Annotated in this window: 14 protein-coding genes; 5 read left to right on the forward strand and 9 right to left on the reverse strand. The window is 47.6% G+C overall.

What is annotated here, in order from left to right; translation table 11 throughout:
* Positions 1 to 195: 195 nt before the first annotated feature.
* The 3 genes from ACO0KY_RS01880 to metK form a co-directional block, all read right to left on the reverse strand.
* Positions 196 to 2,034, reverse strand: coding sequence for a M4 family metallopeptidase (locus ACO0KY_RS01880; RefSeq protein ID WP_423043749.1), 1,839 nt, complete (start codon positions 2,032 to 2,034; stop codon positions 196 to 198).
* A 422-nt stretch (positions 2,035 to 2,456) separates the two neighbouring features.
* On the reverse strand, positions 2,457 to 3,323 hold the full coding sequence (locus ACO0KY_RS01885; RefSeq protein ID WP_423043751.1) for a M14 family zinc carboxypeptidase: 867 nt from the start codon (positions 3,321 to 3,323) through the stop codon (positions 2,457 to 2,459).
* Between the two features lie 108 nt (positions 3,324 to 3,431).
* The gene (gene metK, locus ACO0KY_RS01890; RefSeq protein WP_186911160.1) at positions 3,432 to 4,616 is read right to left on the reverse strand and encodes a methionine adenosyltransferase; all 1,185 of its coding nucleotides are present in this window, start codon (positions 4,614 to 4,616) and stop codon (positions 3,432 to 3,434) included.
* 232 nt (positions 4,617 to 4,848) lie between these two features.
* Between metK and ACO0KY_RS01895 the strand changes: the two genes are divergently transcribed.
* The 3 genes from ACO0KY_RS01895 (at position 4,849) to ACO0KY_RS01905 (ending at position 7,751) form a co-directional block, all read left to right on the forward strand.
* Entirely contained in the window at positions 4,849 to 5,709 is an 861-nt protein-coding gene (locus ACO0KY_RS01895; RefSeq protein WP_423043753.1) for a lysophospholipid acyltransferase family protein, read from the forward strand.
* The gene (locus ACO0KY_RS01900) at positions 5,706 to 6,575 is read left to right on the forward strand and encodes a lipid A biosynthesis acyltransferase (protein WP_423043755.1); all 870 of its coding nucleotides are present in this window, start codon (positions 5,706 to 5,708) and stop codon (positions 6,573 to 6,575) included. The genes ACO0KY_RS01895 and ACO0KY_RS01900 overlap by 4 nt, the downstream gene beginning before the upstream one ends.
* Positions 6,576 to 6,905: 330 nt before the next feature.
* Positions 6,906 to 7,751, forward strand: a complete 846-nt coding sequence (locus ACO0KY_RS01905; RefSeq protein WP_423043757.1) for a DUF2087 domain-containing protein — start codon at positions 6,906 to 6,908, stop codon at positions 7,749 to 7,751.
* Between the two features lie 104 nt (positions 7,752 to 7,855).
* On the opposite strand, the gene phhA is transcribed toward ACO0KY_RS01905, so the two are convergent.
* Positions 7,856 to 8,749 carry a phenylalanine 4-monooxygenase gene (phhA, locus tag ACO0KY_RS01910; protein WP_423043759.1) on the reverse strand — a complete coding sequence of 298 codons (894 nt, stop codon included), beginning with the start codon at positions 8,747 to 8,749 and terminating at the stop codon, positions 7,856 to 7,858.
* Between the two features lie 91 nt (positions 8,750 to 8,840).
* Entirely contained in the window at positions 8,841 to 9,956 is a 1,116-nt protein-coding gene (gene hppD / locus ACO0KY_RS01915) for a 4-hydroxyphenylpyruvate dioxygenase (RefSeq protein WP_186911155.1), read from the reverse strand.
* Between the two features lie 258 nt (positions 9,957 to 10,214).
* Between hppD and ACO0KY_RS01920 the strand changes: the two genes are divergently transcribed.
* Complete coding sequence (locus ACO0KY_RS01920; RefSeq protein WP_423043762.1) at positions 10,215 to 10,724, forward strand: Lrp/AsnC family transcriptional regulator; 510 nt, start codon at positions 10,215 to 10,217, stop codon at positions 10,722 to 10,724.
* Positions 10,725 to 10,807: 83 nt separating this feature from the next.
* Here the strand turns inward: ACO0KY_RS01920 and ACO0KY_RS01925 are convergent, their stop codons facing one another.
* From ACO0KY_RS01925 to ACO0KY_RS01940, 4 genes are all read right to left on the reverse strand, one after another.
* Positions 10,808 to 11,476: a GNAT family N-acetyltransferase gene (locus ACO0KY_RS01925; protein ID WP_423043764.1), complete on the reverse strand. Its 669-nt coding sequence runs from the start codon at positions 11,474 to 11,476 to the stop codon at positions 10,808 to 10,810.
* Positions 11,477 to 11,575: 99 nt separating this feature from the next.
* Positions 11,576 to 12,805 (reverse strand): multifunctional CCA addition/repair protein, encoded by a 1,230-nt coding sequence (locus ACO0KY_RS01930; RefSeq protein ID WP_423043766.1) that lies wholly within the window; start codon positions 12,803 to 12,805, stop codon positions 11,576 to 11,578.
* A gap of 2 nt (positions 12,806 to 12,807) precedes the next feature.
* On the reverse strand, positions 12,808 to 13,521 hold the full coding sequence (locus tag ACO0KY_RS01935; RefSeq protein WP_423043768.1) for a glutathione S-transferase family protein: 714 nt from the start codon (positions 13,519 to 13,521) through the stop codon (positions 12,808 to 12,810).
* Positions 13,521 to 15,485: a transglycosylase SLT domain-containing protein gene (locus ACO0KY_RS01940; RefSeq protein ID WP_423043770.1), complete on the reverse strand. Its 1,965-nt coding sequence runs from the start codon at positions 15,483 to 15,485 to the stop codon at positions 13,521 to 13,523. Before ACO0KY_RS01940 ends, ACO0KY_RS01935 begins: the two co-directional genes overlap by 1 nt.
* Positions 15,486 to 15,617: 132 nt before the next feature.
* Between ACO0KY_RS01940 and ACO0KY_RS01945 the strand changes: the two genes are divergently transcribed.
* Positions 15,618 to 16,217 carry a 5-formyltetrahydrofolate cyclo-ligase gene (locus ACO0KY_RS01945; RefSeq protein ID WP_423043772.1) on the forward strand — a complete coding sequence of 200 codons (600 nt, stop codon included), beginning with the start codon at positions 15,618 to 15,620 and terminating at the stop codon, positions 16,215 to 16,217.
* Positions 16,218 to 16,530: the final 313 nt, after the last annotated feature.

Genomic DNA, 16,530 nt, shown 5'->3' on the forward strand with positions numbered 1-16,530 from the left:
CACATTTTTTATACGGCAATGAATCATAATCTAAACTTTAAAAAAAAGCCGCTGCATTCCTATGCAGCGGATTCTCCAGGGAGTCAGAGTAAAGTGAAATAGAAATGCTTAAAAGTTCTTAAAACGAGTGAAGTTTTCTAAAACTAAAACTAAAACTAAAACTAAAACTAAAACTAAAAGTAATTGGTGGCAAGCCTAGTAAGTAGCGACTAAAGAAACGCCACTGATTGCTTGTGTTGGATTGAGTAAAACGTAATAAGTCGCAGACTTGGGTGACAAAATACTGAGTGTGGTAGTTGTGCCAGAGCCCGCAGATTTGGCATCGTAACTGGATGTGCTTGGCGCACTATCTGCACGGATATAGATCTCCGTACCGCTGCCGCCAGAGCGTTTGATACTCAGTTTTTTGGTGCCTGCAGGTACGTCAATCGTGAAGAGTTGAGTTGTGCCTTGTGGTAGAGCTATATCCGTAACAGCAACCCCGTTGGTTAGCGAAATCTTTGATGGTACAGAAGCACAGCTTACTCCCACTGTTTTAAATGCTGTGGTGACGTCTGCAACTTTGTAGCCGCGGTTTGCTGCTGCTTTTTCTACACCACAGGCGCCTTGATCGAACGTGCTATTACTACTCCAATAAAGACGATTCGCGTCTGCCATGACCTCAAAGGCTTTTCGCGTGTTCCAGCCCAGGCTGGAGGCGAGCAGATAGAAAGCTTTATTGTAGACGCCACTGGAAAAGTGCACATCGAGGTTGGCGTTATATTTGCTGGCGTGGTCTATCGAGCGGCCGTCCATTGGTGGGTTGTACATATAACGTAATGCGCCTGGTGCCTTGAAGATGTCCACGCCGACTTTAAAGTCGTTACTACCCTTGACGAAATACTCGACCGCTTCACCCGCCATGTCTGAAAATGCTTCATTCATGCCGCCGGACATTCCGCTATAAATCAATCCGGAATTTTGTTCTGTAAAACCGTGGCTTACCTCGTGGCCGGTAACATCTAACGCCGTCAAAGGATAGAAGGTTGATGCACCATCACCGAAGTTCATACTATTGCCATCCCAGAATGCATTTTCATAGGCAACACCGTAATGCACTTTCATTTTGAGTTTCTGCGTGATCGGGCGTACGCCAAGATAGGTTTGATACATATTGAATACCTGATTACCAAAGTAATGGGCATCGTTCATTGGTGAATAGGCGCCATTGATGGGTTTGATGGTATTGCGTGGGCAGGTGAAAGTTTGCAGCGTGCCGGTGCCTGAACTACTGTTGTTCATGTTGTAGGTATCAACATTGGTGCTGCTGAGTTTGCAATTACCACCGTTGGACATGACATCGAGAAAGCGAAATCCAGGTGTGCTGCCATATTCATATTGTCCGGTTTTACTGTTGCCACCGGGACCGGTTCCGGTTTCTGCGTGGGTTAATCCTTCCCATTTTTGAAGAACAGCCCCCGTATTTGCATCGATAATGAAATGTGGTCGCGAAGGCTGGTTAGGACGCGAGGTATTTACAAAAGAAACCAAATAAATTAATTGCGCAGTCTGATCATTGTGGAGACGCACATACAAATGGGTTTGCTCATTTTCGGTACTATTTGTTTGTGCCTGTGCTTTGGCAAAGTTTAAAGCTTGTTCAGGTTGATAGAGCGGCTTGGCGTTAGGAATATCCTTTTGCACATTACGGAGCATCGTGCCAGTTAAAATCGCTTGCGACTGACCTGGCATCTGGTGTTCCGTAATAGTCTCACCCCACACGGCGACACCTTGATGGTATTGCTGATACCGCGTGACGACTTTGCCATTTGGATACTGTTGACTGCGAACTGGTTTGAGCTCATCGTTGGATAAACCCAATAATTGATGCGTACTGAATGGCGTTACCGTAGCACTTCTTTGTTTGCCTTGGTCTGGGGGCGCAAAGTTATCGAGATTGATGCGCTCTGCTGTAAAAGCCTGCGATGAGCTGAGCAAAAAAAATGCGTAAGAGATGGTTCTTAACAAGTGCTGCGTTTGAAAGCAAGACGTCATATTGTTCTCCGGTAATTTTTTATCTATGAACTTATTGATGTGGATTACCAGCGATTGGCGTGTGCCAATGTTCAAATTGAAGATTTGATGTCAATGCCGAATCGCTGATAACGCCTGTGAGTTAATCAGAGAAATTGCGTCGAAGGAATGTCTAATATGTCGTAATGTATCAAAACAACATTCGGATAGTATTGAGAAATAATTTAAATTTTAGCTATTTGATCTTATTTTAAATAATATTCTGATAAAAGAAATTAAATAAAAATTAAGTTCAATTTAAAGTAACTTAATGTATCAACTCTTTTTACTAAAATCAGGGGATTATTTGTTTCGACAATGAGCGGGTCTTGACTGCAATCTGATAGATCGTTAGGCAATCAGTTTCAGTGCCTTCATGCAGCGAGATCTGGTGATAAAAGTGTTTAAAGACGTTTAACTGTCTTCGCTGGTGTCACGATGTTTTGGCGTATCCATTTTTGCATGTCTAGCCAGATGCGTTGGACTTCAGCATCGGGGGGCATTTGGCTGGCGTTTGGCAGTTCTATTGTCACGACTGGAATATCTTTGTGAATGCCGCTGTAATTGCCTAATGAACCAGGGTACACACCAACCCGGTTATAGATCAATCGACCAAAACGGCTAGGCGGAGATGTCGGTCCGTCAAAATCAAGCACGCCGAAAGGGGCATGTACTGAGATCACAACATTCGGTTTGTATTTCTCTATGGTGTCATAGACCCAGCGGCTTTCTGGTTCAGAAATGGGCGCTTTGCCAGGGTAGCGGCGCGGGTCACTGCGGGTGACGCGCGACCAATAAGCGGGCGCTTCTTTTTGCCAGTCCGGTGTGGGAAAGTTGCGGTTTAAATCGACACCATGTGCATTCATGCGACGTGGTTTAGGGGCCAGTAAACCATCAGGATTGATGATAGGGGCGACCTTCCACTGGAACTCTTGTTCGCTACTTTTTTGGATATTCTCCAGCCATTTGAACACAACCGCAGAAGCGGTTTGCTCGTCACCGTGTATTCCGCCGATGAGTAAAACCTTGATGGCATGCGGGTGTTTGGCGCTGGCGCTCAAATCACGCGCAAGCAACGGGAAGCCATTTAATGAATTGGTTCCGGTTGGCTGTAATTTGGTATTGCGACAATCGTCGACGGATACCTTAGGTAACCTTGCTGCTAAAGGGGTACACCAGTCAGTGACGGTTTTGGGCTTGGCAACGGGTGCTGGCGCAGTGGGCTTTGCAGGTGCGGTTGCCGCAAAAAGCGAGCCTGAAAAAGCCGCCATTAATAGCGCGGCATTGGATTTATGTTTGAATCGAATTCGGTTGCAGCAAGATGCAATGAAACTACTTTTCAACGGACTCCATTGCATCTTTACTTCAACTCCTAACGATTATTTCAAGCCAGCAGCGGCACGCAAGATGGCTGCTTTATCTGTGCGTTCCCAGGTGAAATCTGGCTCTTCACGACCAAAGTGACCATAGGCGGCGGTTTTGGAGTAAATAGGACGCAACAGATCCAGCATCTGGATAATGCCACGTGGACGCAAGTCAAAGTGCTCATTGACCAATGCCGCGATTTGCTCGTCAGGGATCACGCCTGTGCCCTCGGTGTAGACGGTCACGTTCATAGGACGAGCGACACCAATTGCATATGCCACTTGGATCTGGCATTGGCGGGCGATGCCGGCAGCGACAATATTCTTTGCCACGTAACGTGCAGCGTAAGCAGCAGAGCGATCAACTTTCGTAGGATCTTTACCGGAGAAAGCCCCACCGCCATGAGGGCATGCGCCACCGTAGGTGTCGACAATAATTTTACGGCCAGTTAAACCGCAATCGCCTTGTGGACCGCCGATGACAAAGCGACCAGTCGGGTTAATCAGGTATTTGGTATCTTGCAACCATTCTTTCGGCAACACTGGCTTGATGATTTCTTCGATAACCGCATCGATGAAAGATTGCTTCATCTTGGTCGCTGTTTCGCTTTGATCAGGGCTATGTTGTGTCGACAGAACGACAGTATCAATGCTGTGTGGCTTACCATCGACATAGCGCATGGTAACCTGGGATTTTGCATCCGGGCGCAAGAATGGCAGACGGCCATCTTTACGCAATTGTGCCTGACGTTCGACCAGACGGTGTGCGTAATAAATTGGTGCTGGCATCAATTCTGGCGTTTCATCGCAAGCATAACCAAACATCAGGCCCTGGTCACCAGCGCCGATATTCAGATAGTCGTCGCTGGCGCGATCTACGCCCTGAGCGATGTCATTCGACTGTTTGTCGTATGCGACCAACACGGCGCAACCTTTGTGATCGATGCCGTAGTCGGTATTGTCGTAGCCAATACGTTTGATGGTGTCGCGTGCTACCTGGATGTAATCAACATGGGCATTGGTGGTAATTTCACCAGCCAGAACAACCAGACCAGTGTTGGTCAGGGTTTCAGCCGCAACGCGGGAACGTGGATCTTGTTCGAGAATCGCATCCAGAATCGCGTCAGAGATCTGATCAGCGACTTTGTCCGGATGTCCTTCGGACACGGATTCTGAGGTAAAAAGGAAATCATTTGCCATCGCAGGCTCCTATAAAAAATGACCGTAAAAAATTGTGCCGCAGTCGGAAAGAGAACCTGCGACGCTTTAGCGGAACTTATATACCGCCTCGCAAGTTGTCTGTTAACTCGGCGGTAGCTTGCTTTTAGGGTTCCTGAGAACGTCCAAAGCTTGCCAATGTGTGATATTTTACGCCTTCTATTCAAGCTGTGTCGAATACCCTTCATTTTTTCTTATATTCTTGATCAGCCTCATGCTCGTCACTCTATTCCGATTTTTGTCGATTTTCCCTCTGCCAGTGCTGCATTTTATTGGCGCTATCCTGGGACGTATCGTTTATTTGTTGTCAGGATCTTATCGTCGTCGTCTGCAAGAAAACCTTGCCCGCGCTGGTTTTTCTGAACATTTAGGCGATGCTATCCGCGAAGCTGGTAAGAACGTGTTAGAGCTGCCGTTTATCTGGTGCGCCAAACCGGAACGGGTTTTGGCGACTGCCACAATGGAAAATTGGGAACTCTTACAACAAGCCTTAGATGCGAAAAAAGGCGTCATTTTATTAACCCCGCATCTGGGTTGCTTTGAAATCGTGGCGCAAATGATCGCCGCCCGTACCCGTTTGACCGTGTTATATCGCCCACCTCGTAAGGCAGCATTGAAGCCTTTGATCGAAGGCGCGCGCGCACGTGACAATCTCTTGCTGGCGGCTGCCAATTTGTCGGGCGTGCGTATTATGGCCAAGGCCTTAAAAAAAGGCGAGGCGATTGGTTTATTGCCAGATCAGGTACCGCAAGAAGGTGAGGGCGTGTGGGCAAACTTTTTTGGTAAAAAAGCCTACACCATGACCTTGTCTGCCAAATTACACAGCATGAATGGCGCACCGATTATTCTGACGTATGCTGAGCGTCTGCCGCATGGCAAAGGCTATGTTGTGCGTTTTGTGAAGTTTGACGAGGAATTGACGGACGACGTAACACAACAAGCGGAAGCGATTAACCGCTCTATGGAAAAACTGATTGCGCGATCGCCTGGCCAATATTTCTGGAGTTACAACCGTTATAAAAAACCGGAAGGCGTTGACGGCCCCGAGGCTTCAACAGCGCAGGAGCAAGCATGAGGCTGGTGCTTGCTTTGATGTGGTTATTGCACTGGCTGCCTCTGCCAGTGTTGGGACGCTTAGGTGAGGGAGTTGGTAGTATTTTATTTACCTTGATTCCAAAACGCCGCCATATTGCTTTGACCAATTTGCGTTTATGCATGCCGCATCTGAGTGAGGCAGAACGCGAAAAAATCGCTAAACAACATTTTCAGATGTATGCGCGTAGCGTGTTTGAGCGCGGTATTTTGTGGTGGGGCTCCGAAGCCCGATTAAAACGTTTGATTCAGATCGAACCACGAGTGCCCTTGGACGTGATCAAAGCAGGTCCGACCATTTTGATGTGCCCGCATTTTGTTTGTCTGGATGTTGCAGGCGTTGCGGTGATGTTGGAATCGTCTTTGTGTTCGATTTATACCGAACAGCGTAACAAGGTATTTGATCGTGCGTTGCGCCGTGGTCGTTCACGTTTTCGTCCGGTTAAATTGTTTTCCCGCGCCGAAGGCGTTAAGCCTATCATTCGTGCCATGACCAAGGATGGATTACCTTATTTTATGTTGCCAGATATGGATTTTGGTGTGAAGAACGCCGAATTTATTCCCTTCTTTGGCATCCCTGCCGCGACGCTGACCGCCATGCCACGCCTGGCTGCCAGCACCGGCGCCAACATCGTGCCGGTGATTGCCACCATGCTGCCCAATTACCGCGGCTGGAAAGTGACCTTTCATACGCCTTGGGATAATTATCCTGGCGAAGATGATATGACCACTGCCACCCGTCAGATGAATGCATTTATTGAGCAAGAAATTTTAAAAGCGCCATCAGAATATTTCTGGGCACATAAGCGATTTAAGACCCGGCCCGGAGGTGAACCCTCGGTCTATTAGTATCCAGTCATATTCGCTCCTGCTATGGCGGGAATCTGCGCGTTGACAAGTTAACATAAACGCCCCTACAATCACCACACAGGTGCAAAGGGGCGCCTGCCCGCTCAAGAGGCTCTCACCCTGCTAAATCACACAGCTTTTTCACTTTATGAATGTGATATTGCCATTTTCGTCTGACGTCAGCGGGTCGTCGATAAGCGAATTGGAGCCTGTCATGTTTAAGTCTTGTTGTACCGTTCGACCATTTCCTATCTCTCGTACACCTCAAAAAAATCCGGAATTTTTATCGGCCTCATTTTATCTCTTCGCTATGAGCTCGGGAGATCAGCAATGAATGCCTTGACGAATGAAATCAAAACTCGTGCCCGGCTGTTACTTAAGCTGCTGGAAAGTAGCAACAATGCGGCCAGCAAACGTGCGCTTATTCTGAGTCGCAAGCAGCGTTGGGATATACCTGAACAATGGCAGTTGCGCCACTGTCTGAATCTGGCAGCGGCGGATTGTGGCTTTCAGCACTGGGAACATGCGCGCGAGGTCTTGGGTGGTAACTCGGTTGCGAACACAGATATGGGTGATTTCTGGCATGGTGCAGAAGTCAGCGGTTATACCAATCATTGGTTTGCAAATTACGCTGAGGCTCTCGCACAGTTACAAGCAAATCCGGAGGAGTATTTGCTGCCGTATCGCTATCAATATTTGGTGGTCAGTGCGGATTACATCAGTGCTTTGGGGATAGCTCCTGATGCACCTGCATGGGCGCAGATTGCTAACGATCTGGTGGCTGGTTACGCGTCAGCTAGCTGGTTGCGTCTGGCACAACAACGTATGCAAGCAAGCCGTATTGAACGTTTTGAAAGAGTTTGGGATGTGCAACAAAGTGCCTTGGATTTGCAATCAACCGAAGCGGAAGCGCAGCGCGTGTTGAAGTCGTTTATGCAGAATGGACGGTTGCTTAAAATTCCCGAACAGCGGAAAAAGCGTCTGGTGATTTTGCAGTGGTTGGTTAATCAGCTGGATGTCGCAAAAAAATATTCTGAACCGGAAATCAATCGTTTCTTTTTGGGCTTTCATGAAGATTATGCGACTTTGCGGCGTGAAATGATCATCAATGGTTTGATGGTGCGAGAGGATGCTGTGTATTGGCGTCGGACTGCGATTCCAATATCAGTTCAATAGCACATTTTAAATATACTCCCCCATAAAATCGAAAAAAATGTCAAAATATCAACGTGATATATGGACATTTTTTATATACTAGTAGGGAGTATAATAAAGAAAGCTTATGGCAAAAGTTCTACTTCGCCAGGTAATAAACTGTTGGCAGGGAATGCTTCGCCCAGCTTGAGTTTGTCGTAGTACGGTTTGAAATCGGGTGCCGTACCATCAAACAATTCCTGGAAGCTATTGATGACAAAATAGGTTTCTTGGTAACTGTCGATTTTGTACAAGGTATTGAGGCAACGCTCGATGTCTAGGTGGATATGGCGCGATGCGGTGCCGGGTGTCAGGCAGAATTCGACTTCGCCGCCGGAAGACAAAATACCAGCGCCATAAATTCGCATGCCATCTTTGGTATTGATCAGACCAAATTCGACGGTGTACCAATACAAACGCGCGAGTTGATCAAGTCCACCCAGTTTCATCGCTTTCAAACCGCCTTTGCCATACAACTGCATGTAATCGGCAAACACTGGATTAAACAGCATCGGTACATGACCAAAGAAATCATGGAACACGTCAGGTTCAACGATGTAATTAAATTCTTCTGGTTTGCGCAACCAGACCGTGACTGGGAAGCGCCGATTTGCCAGATGCTCAAAGAACGTCAATTCCGGAATCAAACCAGGCACGGCAACGATAGTCCAGCCCGTTGCGGCATACAGTTCTTTCGAGGTTTTTTCAAATTCCGGAATACCGTTGGCAGCGTTCATTTGCAGCAGTGCTTCAATAAATTCGTCACAAGCACGGCCTGGAAGCAAGCTCATCTGACGCTGATATAGCTTGCGCCAGAGTTCATGTTCTTCTTCGGTATACGCTGCCCAGTTTTGTTGAACGACGTAGTGTTCATCCGCGTGCGTGTAATCGCCGCGCAGTGCCGCACCGTCGGATTTGGTGGCGACAGTGGCCAGAAAATCTGCATTCGAGACGGTGGTATCAAGAGTTGTCGTATCCATTTTATATTTTCTTTTTAAGGACAAAAGGCTGACATGTTGAAGTGTCAGCCTTTTGTCGTTGTCTCATATTAAATCGCGTGTTTCAGGATAATCAGGCAGGAGCCTTGTCATCTTTCAACACACCGCGGCGAATTTGATCCAGTTCAATCGATTCGAACAAAGCGCGGAAGTTACCTTCACCAAAACCTTGATCGCCTTTACGCTGAATGATTTCAAAGAAGATAGGGCCAATGACTGTCGTCGTGAAAATTTGCAATAACAATTCACGTGATGTTTCTGTGCTCTTACCATCCACCAGAATGCGCAGTTTGCGCAGTTCTTCGAGGTTTTCACCGTGACCTGGCAAACGACGATCAACCAGATCGTAATACGTATCGATGGTGTCCTGGAACACCACGCCAGCCGCTTTCATGTCGCCGACTGTTTTGTAGACATTGTCAGTACCCATCGCGATGTGCTGTACGCCTTCACCGTGGTACAGATCAAGGTATTCAGCGATCTGAGATTTGTCATCAGATGATTCATTGATAGGAATGCGAATCTTGCCGCATGGGGAAGTCATCGCTTTCGATTTCAAGCCAGTGTGTTTGCCAGCGATATCGAAGTAACGGATTTCACGGAAGTTGAACAGTGTTTCATAGAAATCTGCCCATTCTTTCATGCGACCACGATGCACGTTGTGTGTCAGATGATCGATGTAAGTCAGACCATTGCCAACCGGGTTGGAAGGCACACCTGGCAATGCCACGAAGTCGGCGTCGTAAATGCTGATATTGCCGATTGCGCCGGCTTCTGCGCCGTCTTTACCGTGCCAGCGGTCAACGAAATAAATTAAAGAATCGCCGATACCCTTGATTGCTGGAATATTCAATTCCATTGGGCCAGTTTTATTATCAAAGCCCCATGCGCCTAAGTCCAAGGCGCGTTTGTAGGCTGCGTTCGCATCTTTCACGCGGAACGCAAATGCGCAAACGGATGGGCCGTGCTTGCGCGCAAATTTTTGTGCGAAAGAATCTGGTTCAGCATTGATGATGAAGTTGACATCGCCTTGACGGTACAAAGTGACATCCTTGGTGCGATGTTTGGCAATCGCGGTAAAGCCCATCGTGACGAACAAGTCGCCGAGTGCTTTTGGATCTGGTGCGGCATATTCGATAAACTCAAAGCCATCGGTACCCATTGGGTTTTCCCAAGTCTGGAATGTCATGCTGGTCTCCGTTATAAGGTGTCAACTAAAGGCGTCAACGAAAGTCAATATTGTCGAGTTTGCGTCATTCGGATCAACTTCAAGCTGTGATCGGAAAGTATTATCACTCGCTACGCCATGCTGTTTAATTACCAGCGATTTGACGTAGATCAAGCTATCAGTATAGTCCGACAAACGCGCCATAAAATTTCAAAATAACCCAAAGATTTTTAAATATGCGCAATAATATTGCTTTAATTTATCATTGCATGGCATTTTATGACTGAGATTGTGCTCGATAAAATCGACCGTAAAATTCTTGCTATTCTGCAAGCTGACGGACAACTGACGAATCAGGAAGTGGCGGAACGTATTAATCTTTCCCCGTCGCCATGCCTGCGCCGGATTAAGCGTCTGGAAGAAAGCGGCGTGATACGCAAATACGTCGCTTTGTTAGAGCCCGCAAAGATAGGTCTTGGGTTGTTGGCTTATGTGAACGTTCGTCTGGAGAAGCACAGCGATCATCCGGGTAAGGGCGCATCACGCTCGCCACGTGATGATTTTTCCGCTTCGGTTGCGCAATGGCCAGAAGTGGTGGCCTGTTATGCCATGACGGGTGAAATGGATTATTTATTGCGTGTGCATGTCGAAGACATGAATCATTTTTCGCGTTTTATGATGGAAACCTTGCTGCGTCATCCAGCGGTGCTGGATGTGAAATCGAGCTTTGCTTTGCAACAGATAAAAGAGACAACAGCGTTGCCGGTGTTGGGCGCGGGCGGAGGTTGAGGTCATCAATCCAGTGCTGCAGATTCAATCCGCCAATGTTGTCCGCCCCTCAGAACAGCGCGGCTTGCGCCTACCTACGAGACTTATTTTTCCTTCAACCCTGGCAAATGTCTGATCCATTTAACTGCTGCACGAGCATTGGCTTTGATGGTGTAATCAATGGCGGCAACTTGCTCTTGTACTGCTTCACGCAACACGCTCACAGCGTCTGCGGGTAAGAGTTTCAGATAAGCATCTGCCTCCCCGTATTCTCGGTGAATTTCCATACCAGCTTTTTTTGCGATATGGATCATGGTTTGATTCGATGAAAGGCAATGCATGTAGAGTGTGTCCACATCGGCGTTACGGCAGTGGATCGCGCCGCGTTCAAACAATTTGGCGCCTACCCCTTTACCGCGTGCGGTTTTGGAAACAGAAACACCGAATTCTGCGACCGTATCTTTGTCAGTGGCTTCATCTTTTTCACTGCGTGGCGCAAATGCCAGGTGACCAACACCGACCAGTCTGAAATGATGACTCATCACGCCAAATACCTTGTCGCGCGAAAAATCGAGCCCTTCCACATATTTCTCGACCATTGCATCTGGTAAATAGGTGCCAAAACGCAATAAACGATCACTTTCTTCCAGTGCAAGAAAATGCCGGAGTATGCGGTGTCTATCCTTTTCTGATAGCTCTTTAACATAAATGGTGGGTTTTGAGTGATTACCCAAATGATTAGAGTTGACGGGAAATATATCGGTAGGATTCATAATGGCTCCTTGCTGCAGATGAATTGGTGCAGCGCACAAAGTATTGTAGGCGATCCCTACCGATTATTCCAGAAAACCCTTCAAATGCGAAGAAATCGTCTACTTTTTAAATTGCTGCACCGCAGAAATTCGTGCTTCGCGTATGGCTTCTGGTATGCGTTGTGGATGATCTGCGCACTGGTGCGCGATCTCACCCCCATTCACTTGTTGCGCTGCATGCAAGGCTGCTTCTAAGAACGCCGGTTGTGGAAAATCGATATTTTCTAAACCGCTGCGCCCGAAACAATCGCATTCTGCTGCGCGCAACATGTCAATAAAGCGCTGAGGTTTGCGGAAGGCATCATTACGCATGAACATGTCAACGATTGTTGCTGGTCGCATTTCTAAGGCGCGCCCTACATTGCCATGGTCACGCGCTGTCATATAGGCAAGATCACGGCAGTCAGAGGGTACTTTTAAGCGTTGGCACACGATATCGACCAGTTTGGCACTGCGTTCTTCGTGGCCGTGGTGACGTGGCCAGAGCTCTGGCGGTGTCGTGCCTTTGCCCAGATCATGCAAAAGCGCTGCAAACCGTATCGGCAGCGAATAGCCTTTTGCTGCCGCATAGTCGATGACCAACATAATATGGACGCCAGTATCAATCTCCGGATGGTATTTGGCAGGTTGGGGCACCCCCCACAGTGCATCTAGTTCTGGCAACAAGCGCTGGAGTGCACCACAAGCACGTAATACCTCGAACATCCGCGAAGGTTTCACTTCCATTAAACCGCGTGCCAATTCTTGCCAGACGCGTTCAGGAACCAAGGCGTCAACTTCACCAGCATCAACCATTTTTTTCATTAGCGCCATGGTTTCCGGTGCGACCGAAAAATCATGGGGGGCGACGGAAAAACGTGCCGCAAATCTGGCCAGACGTAGGATGCGTACTGGATCTTCTTCAAACGCAGCTGACACGTGGCGAAATACGCGTTGTTGCAGATCGCGTTGACCACCAAAAGGATCATGAATCACGCCCGCTTCGTCTTGTGCCATGGCATTGATCGTTAAGTCACGGCGGATGAGGTCTTGTTCTAAAGTGACGTGTTCGTCGGTATGAAACACAAAGCCTTTGTAGCCTGCGGCAGTTTTGCGTTCAGTGCGAGCAAGGGCATATTCTGAGTTGGTTTTTGGATGTAAAAAAACCGGAAAATCTTTACCTACAGGACGAAATCCTTCTGCCAGCATTTGTTCTGGCGTACTGCCAACGACGACGTAGTCGCGATCTTGTACTGGTAAGCCCAGCAGTGCATCACGAACTGCACCGCCGACAATATACGTATGTTTCATGATTACTTTTCTGAACGAGCGTCATGCCATGCCATGGTTTCAGTTTCTGCATTCGCTTCACGCATCCATTGCAATACCGCCGGATGAATCGCAATGCGGTCTGCATAAGCTTGCAATGCGGGAGCCAGAGACACACCATAGGTACGGAAGCGCATCACAACCGGTGCGAAATAAGCATCTGCAATCGAGAAGGAGCCAAATAAATATTCGGTAGCACCATAGCGGGAAAAGCAATCTTCCCAGATTTCGCAAATACGTCCAATGTCAGCTTGCGCGCCCAGTGTCCGGCCTTTACCTGGCAAAGATGCACGTATATTCATTGGCATATCAAAGCGCAATGATGAAAAGCCTGCATGCATTTCTGCGCAAATGCTGCGGGCATGTGCTCGGGCGGCAACATCTTCCGGCCATAAATTTAAAATAGAAAACTGATCGGCCAAAAATTCACAAATAGCGAGTGAATCCCAGACCGTAATGTCGTTAGCGACTAGTACCGGAACCTTACCCGCTGTTGAATATTCCGCAATGCGCGATGTGGTGTCGGGTTGCCCGAGCAATAGACGAATTTCTTCGAATGGAATGCCAAACGCTTTCATCAATACCCAAGGTCTCATCGACCATGATGAGTAGTTTTTATTGCCAATCACGAGCAACATGCGTGCCCGATGTTCATTCATGATCTGAGCCAGCGCTGGATGGATTTCTGTATCTTGCATTATTGTTTTGACTCGTCAGGTAAATCGGCATCGCTGGCAGACATGCCTTTCGGCACTACAACTCCCAGTCGGGCTTTGAGCGATTGCGGTTTTTTTTCAAACAGTGCTGCGTAATACGTCGCGTTGGATAACACGTTTTTGACGTAACCACGCGTTTCATTGAACGGTATGGTTTCGGTAAAAATTGCTCCTTCGACAGGGCGGGTGAGTTTTGCACGCCATGCACGTGGTCGACCTGGCCCCGCATTGTAGGCGGCAGATGCCAGTGCTTGCGAACCACCTAAGTCAGTGAGCACCATGTTCAGATAATTGGTGCCTAGTACAATATTCGTATCAACGTCATTGACCTGCGCCTGAACAAAGTCTCCTAAGCCCATTTTTTTTGCCACATAGCGTGCTGTTGAAGGCATGATTTGCATCAGGCCAGATGCGCCAACATGGGATTTGGCTGACATAATGAAACGCGATTCCTGCCGTATCAAACCATACACCCAAGCCATATCCAGACCGAGTGTTTGTGTCGTTTTATACATGCTTTCGTTAAACGGGGTTGGATAACGCTGGTTGAAATCGACTTCCCCCCTGGTTCGGTCTGAGGTATTGACCATGCGATCGAGCAAATTATTTTTACGGGCTAATTCTGCCGCTGCCAGATGTTGGCGCTCATTGAATTTGCGTAACTCCCAATTCCATTCGCGGGTTCCTTCCGTACGCAAATTCATGGAATAGAACTTCAATGCGTGTTGCAGATGAGGATTTCTTTCCATCGGTGCGAGCTCTTCCGCACTGATTGGTCTGATGGTAATTGGTACGCCAATTTTTTGGCCATTTTCTTCTAAAGATAATTGGCCGTAAAAATGTATCTGATCGGCAATGCTGGAAAAAATCTGACGCGCTTCATCATTTTTACCTTCTGCTTTTAAGGCGCGACCTAACCAATAGACCCATGCAGGATCGCTTTTTAAATTTGGCGGCATCGCATTGATTGCACTCTTGACCAGCTTCCAGTCACCTTCGCGCAGGGCAGTGCGTACGCGCCATTGGTAGGCTTCATTAGAAAACGTCGCGCCATCAGCTCTGACCCAGTAGGCGAGAGCTTCAGGTTCTAACTTTAACGCTGATTGCAAGGCAATTTGTGCCCAGGCATTGCTGCGTTGCGCGTCATTGAGTTTGCTACTAAAACGCGATAATAATTCCGCGGCGTCCGACGGGTCATTTTTAGCGATACGGCCTAAGGCAACTACAAATAATTCACGGCTGTACTTATTGTTCTCGGGGCCTTGTTTGAACAATTTTTCTGGCTTATCAAATGCCTGACTGACTTTTTTCTCAGGTAAGTCCAGCAGTTTGCCTAAGCGTTGCGCCAATGGTTGTGCACCGTTTTCAGCGGCCATGCGCATTTGCGTCCAAAGATCAGCCTGCGTGAATTGGCCGTTATCTGTCAGGTAGCTGACCAGGCTATAGCAACCGTCGCCGTAATCGCGCGGGGCGTTAAGTAAGTTTTTGGCTTCATTGGCGACTTTTTGCCCTTTAATCGCTTTGGACAACACGGAGTAGCAACGCAACTGATTATCATCGGCGACGACAAATAAAGGATATTGCTGGTCAAACAGATCCCAATTTCCTCGTTTGCCCAGCAAGCTTAGCCAATCATTACGCATGCGATCAGCAATCGCGCTGCCTTCGTATTTGTTAATAAAGTCGGAAATCTCGGTATTGGATGCTCTGGAAAGATGCGCCCTGATACGGTAATAATCAACGTAGGAGGGAATCTCATATTGCGTCAGTGCAGCTGCGTGGAGGTCGGCTTTGACAGGGTCGTCATGAAATGCCGCATCGCGCAGCGCCATGAAGCGGTCATCGTCGTTGACGAAATTCAGGCTAGCCGCTGATGCAGATAGAGTCGAAAATGCAGTCAGACCTGCTAACATCGTGATTACAAATAAGCTTTTTTTTACAGGCATCTTGATATTGATAGTAGAAGACACAGATAAAATTTCCCTGAAAGAGAGGGGATTCGTACTCTCAGGCAATATTCAGAAATAATCTATTCAGAAAATTTTAACTTGATCCTGCACACTTACATATTTGACAGTATGACACAGCCCAACTCTCCAGAACACAGTGCGAATGTAAATGTCGATCAAACACGTAAAGTGTTGAGGAAAGAATTGCTGGCGCGAAGAAGGCAAACTCCGGCTGAAATCCGTCAACAATGGGATCAACTCCTGATGTCAGGTTTGCTGACGTGGTGTGAACAGCATCAACCAAGCAGTGTCGGTGTCTATTGGCCAATTCATGCTGAACCTGATTTACGCGCTTGTTATTCGCAAATGACGCAAATGGGCATACAACTGGCATTGCCCTGGGTTGTTGAAAAAAATGCGCCCTTGCGCTTTCTGGTATGGGAGGAGGGCGATGCGATGGCGAGGGATGACTATGGCATCCCTTTACCCGCTCAACGTGAATATTTGATCGTACCCGAGGTGTTATTGATTCCTTGTGTGGGCTTTACTGCGCAAGGGTATCGTCTGGGTTATGGCGGCGGCTATTATGACCGTACACTGGCTTTACACACGGAATGTCATGCGGTAGGTATTGCCTATCATTCGGCTCTTAGTGCATTTGATCGTGGAGCACATGACATCCGTTTGCATGAAATTTTGACCGAGCAGAAACATTTAAAATTGCTCTGATGTGCCGTGGGTTACATTGAGCTTTGGGTTTTTATGTCAAAAATCGTATATACAACACACTTTTAATTCGTTTTCATGAAGGAAGGTCAGGTTTAGTATGCTGACATTGCCAATCTCTTTTTGAGTCTCATGTCTTACGTTGCAACCTATTACGTGTTTATCTCCGTTCTTCCTTCACTTTACATACAGTGCATGGCGCAGTGTATGTGATGCAGTTCCCCTGCTGAATTCTCAGCAAACGTTTCAAAGCAACACCAGATAGTTGTTTATTGACCGCCTGCTGCTCAGGTCGTCAGGGGCGCTGACGCGCTTT

The sequence above is a fragment of the Undibacterium sp. Dicai25W genome (genome assembly GCF_049340505.1).
In the GTDB taxonomy this organism is placed as follows: Bacteria; Pseudomonadota; Gammaproteobacteria; order Burkholderiales; family Burkholderiaceae_D; genus Undibacterium; species Undibacterium jejuense.

Excerpts from the sequence above, each read along its gene's own strand:
- ACO0KY_RS01880 (WP_423043749.1), bottom strand. The coding sequence starts at position 2,034 with ATGACGTCTTGCTTTCAAACGCAGCACTTGTTAAGAACCATCTCTTAC.
- ACO0KY_RS01885 (WP_423043751.1), bottom strand. The coding sequence starts at position 3,323 with ATGGCGGCTTTTTCAGGCTCGCTTTTTGCGGCAACCGCACCTGCAAAG.
- metK (WP_186911160.1), bottom strand. The coding sequence starts at position 4,616 with ATGGCAAATGATTTCCTTTTTACCTCAGAATCCGTGTCCGAAGGACAT.
- ACO0KY_RS01895 (WP_423043753.1), top strand. The coding sequence starts at position 4,849 with ATGCTCGTCACTCTATTCCGATTTTTGTCGATTTTCCCTCTGCCAGTG.
- ACO0KY_RS01900 (WP_423043755.1), top strand. The coding sequence starts at position 5,706 with ATGAGGCTGGTGCTTGCTTTGATGTGGTTATTGCACTGGCTGCCTCTG.
- ACO0KY_RS01905 (WP_423043757.1), top strand. The coding sequence starts at position 6,906 with ATGAATGCCTTGACGAATGAAATCAAAACTCGTGCCCGGCTGTTACTT.
- phhA (WP_423043759.1), bottom strand. The coding sequence starts at position 8,749 with ATGGATACGACAACTCTTGATACCACCGTCTCGAATGCAGATTTTCTG.
- hppD (WP_186911155.1), bottom strand. The coding sequence starts at position 9,956 with ATGACATTCCAGACTTGGGAAAACCCAATGGGTACCGATGGCTTTGAG.
- ACO0KY_RS01920 (WP_423043762.1), top strand. The coding sequence starts at position 10,215 with ATGACTGAGATTGTGCTCGATAAAATCGACCGTAAAATTCTTGCTATT.
- ACO0KY_RS01925 (WP_423043764.1), bottom strand. The coding sequence starts at position 11,476 with ATGAATCCTACCGATATATTTCCCGTCAACTCTAATCATTTGGGTAAT.
- ACO0KY_RS01930 (WP_423043766.1), bottom strand. The coding sequence starts at position 12,805 with ATGAAACATACGTATATTGTCGGCGGTGCAGTTCGTGATGCACTGCTG.
- ACO0KY_RS01935 (WP_423043768.1), bottom strand. The coding sequence starts at position 13,521 with ATGCAAGATACAGAAATCCATCCAGCGCTGGCTCAGATCATGAATGAA.
- ACO0KY_RS01940 (WP_423043770.1), bottom strand. The coding sequence starts at position 15,485 with ATGCCTGTAAAAAAAAGCTTATTTGTAATCACGATGTTAGCAGGTCTG.
- ACO0KY_RS01945 (WP_423043772.1), top strand. The coding sequence starts at position 15,618 with ATGACACAGCCCAACTCTCCAGAACACAGTGCGAATGTAAATGTCGAT.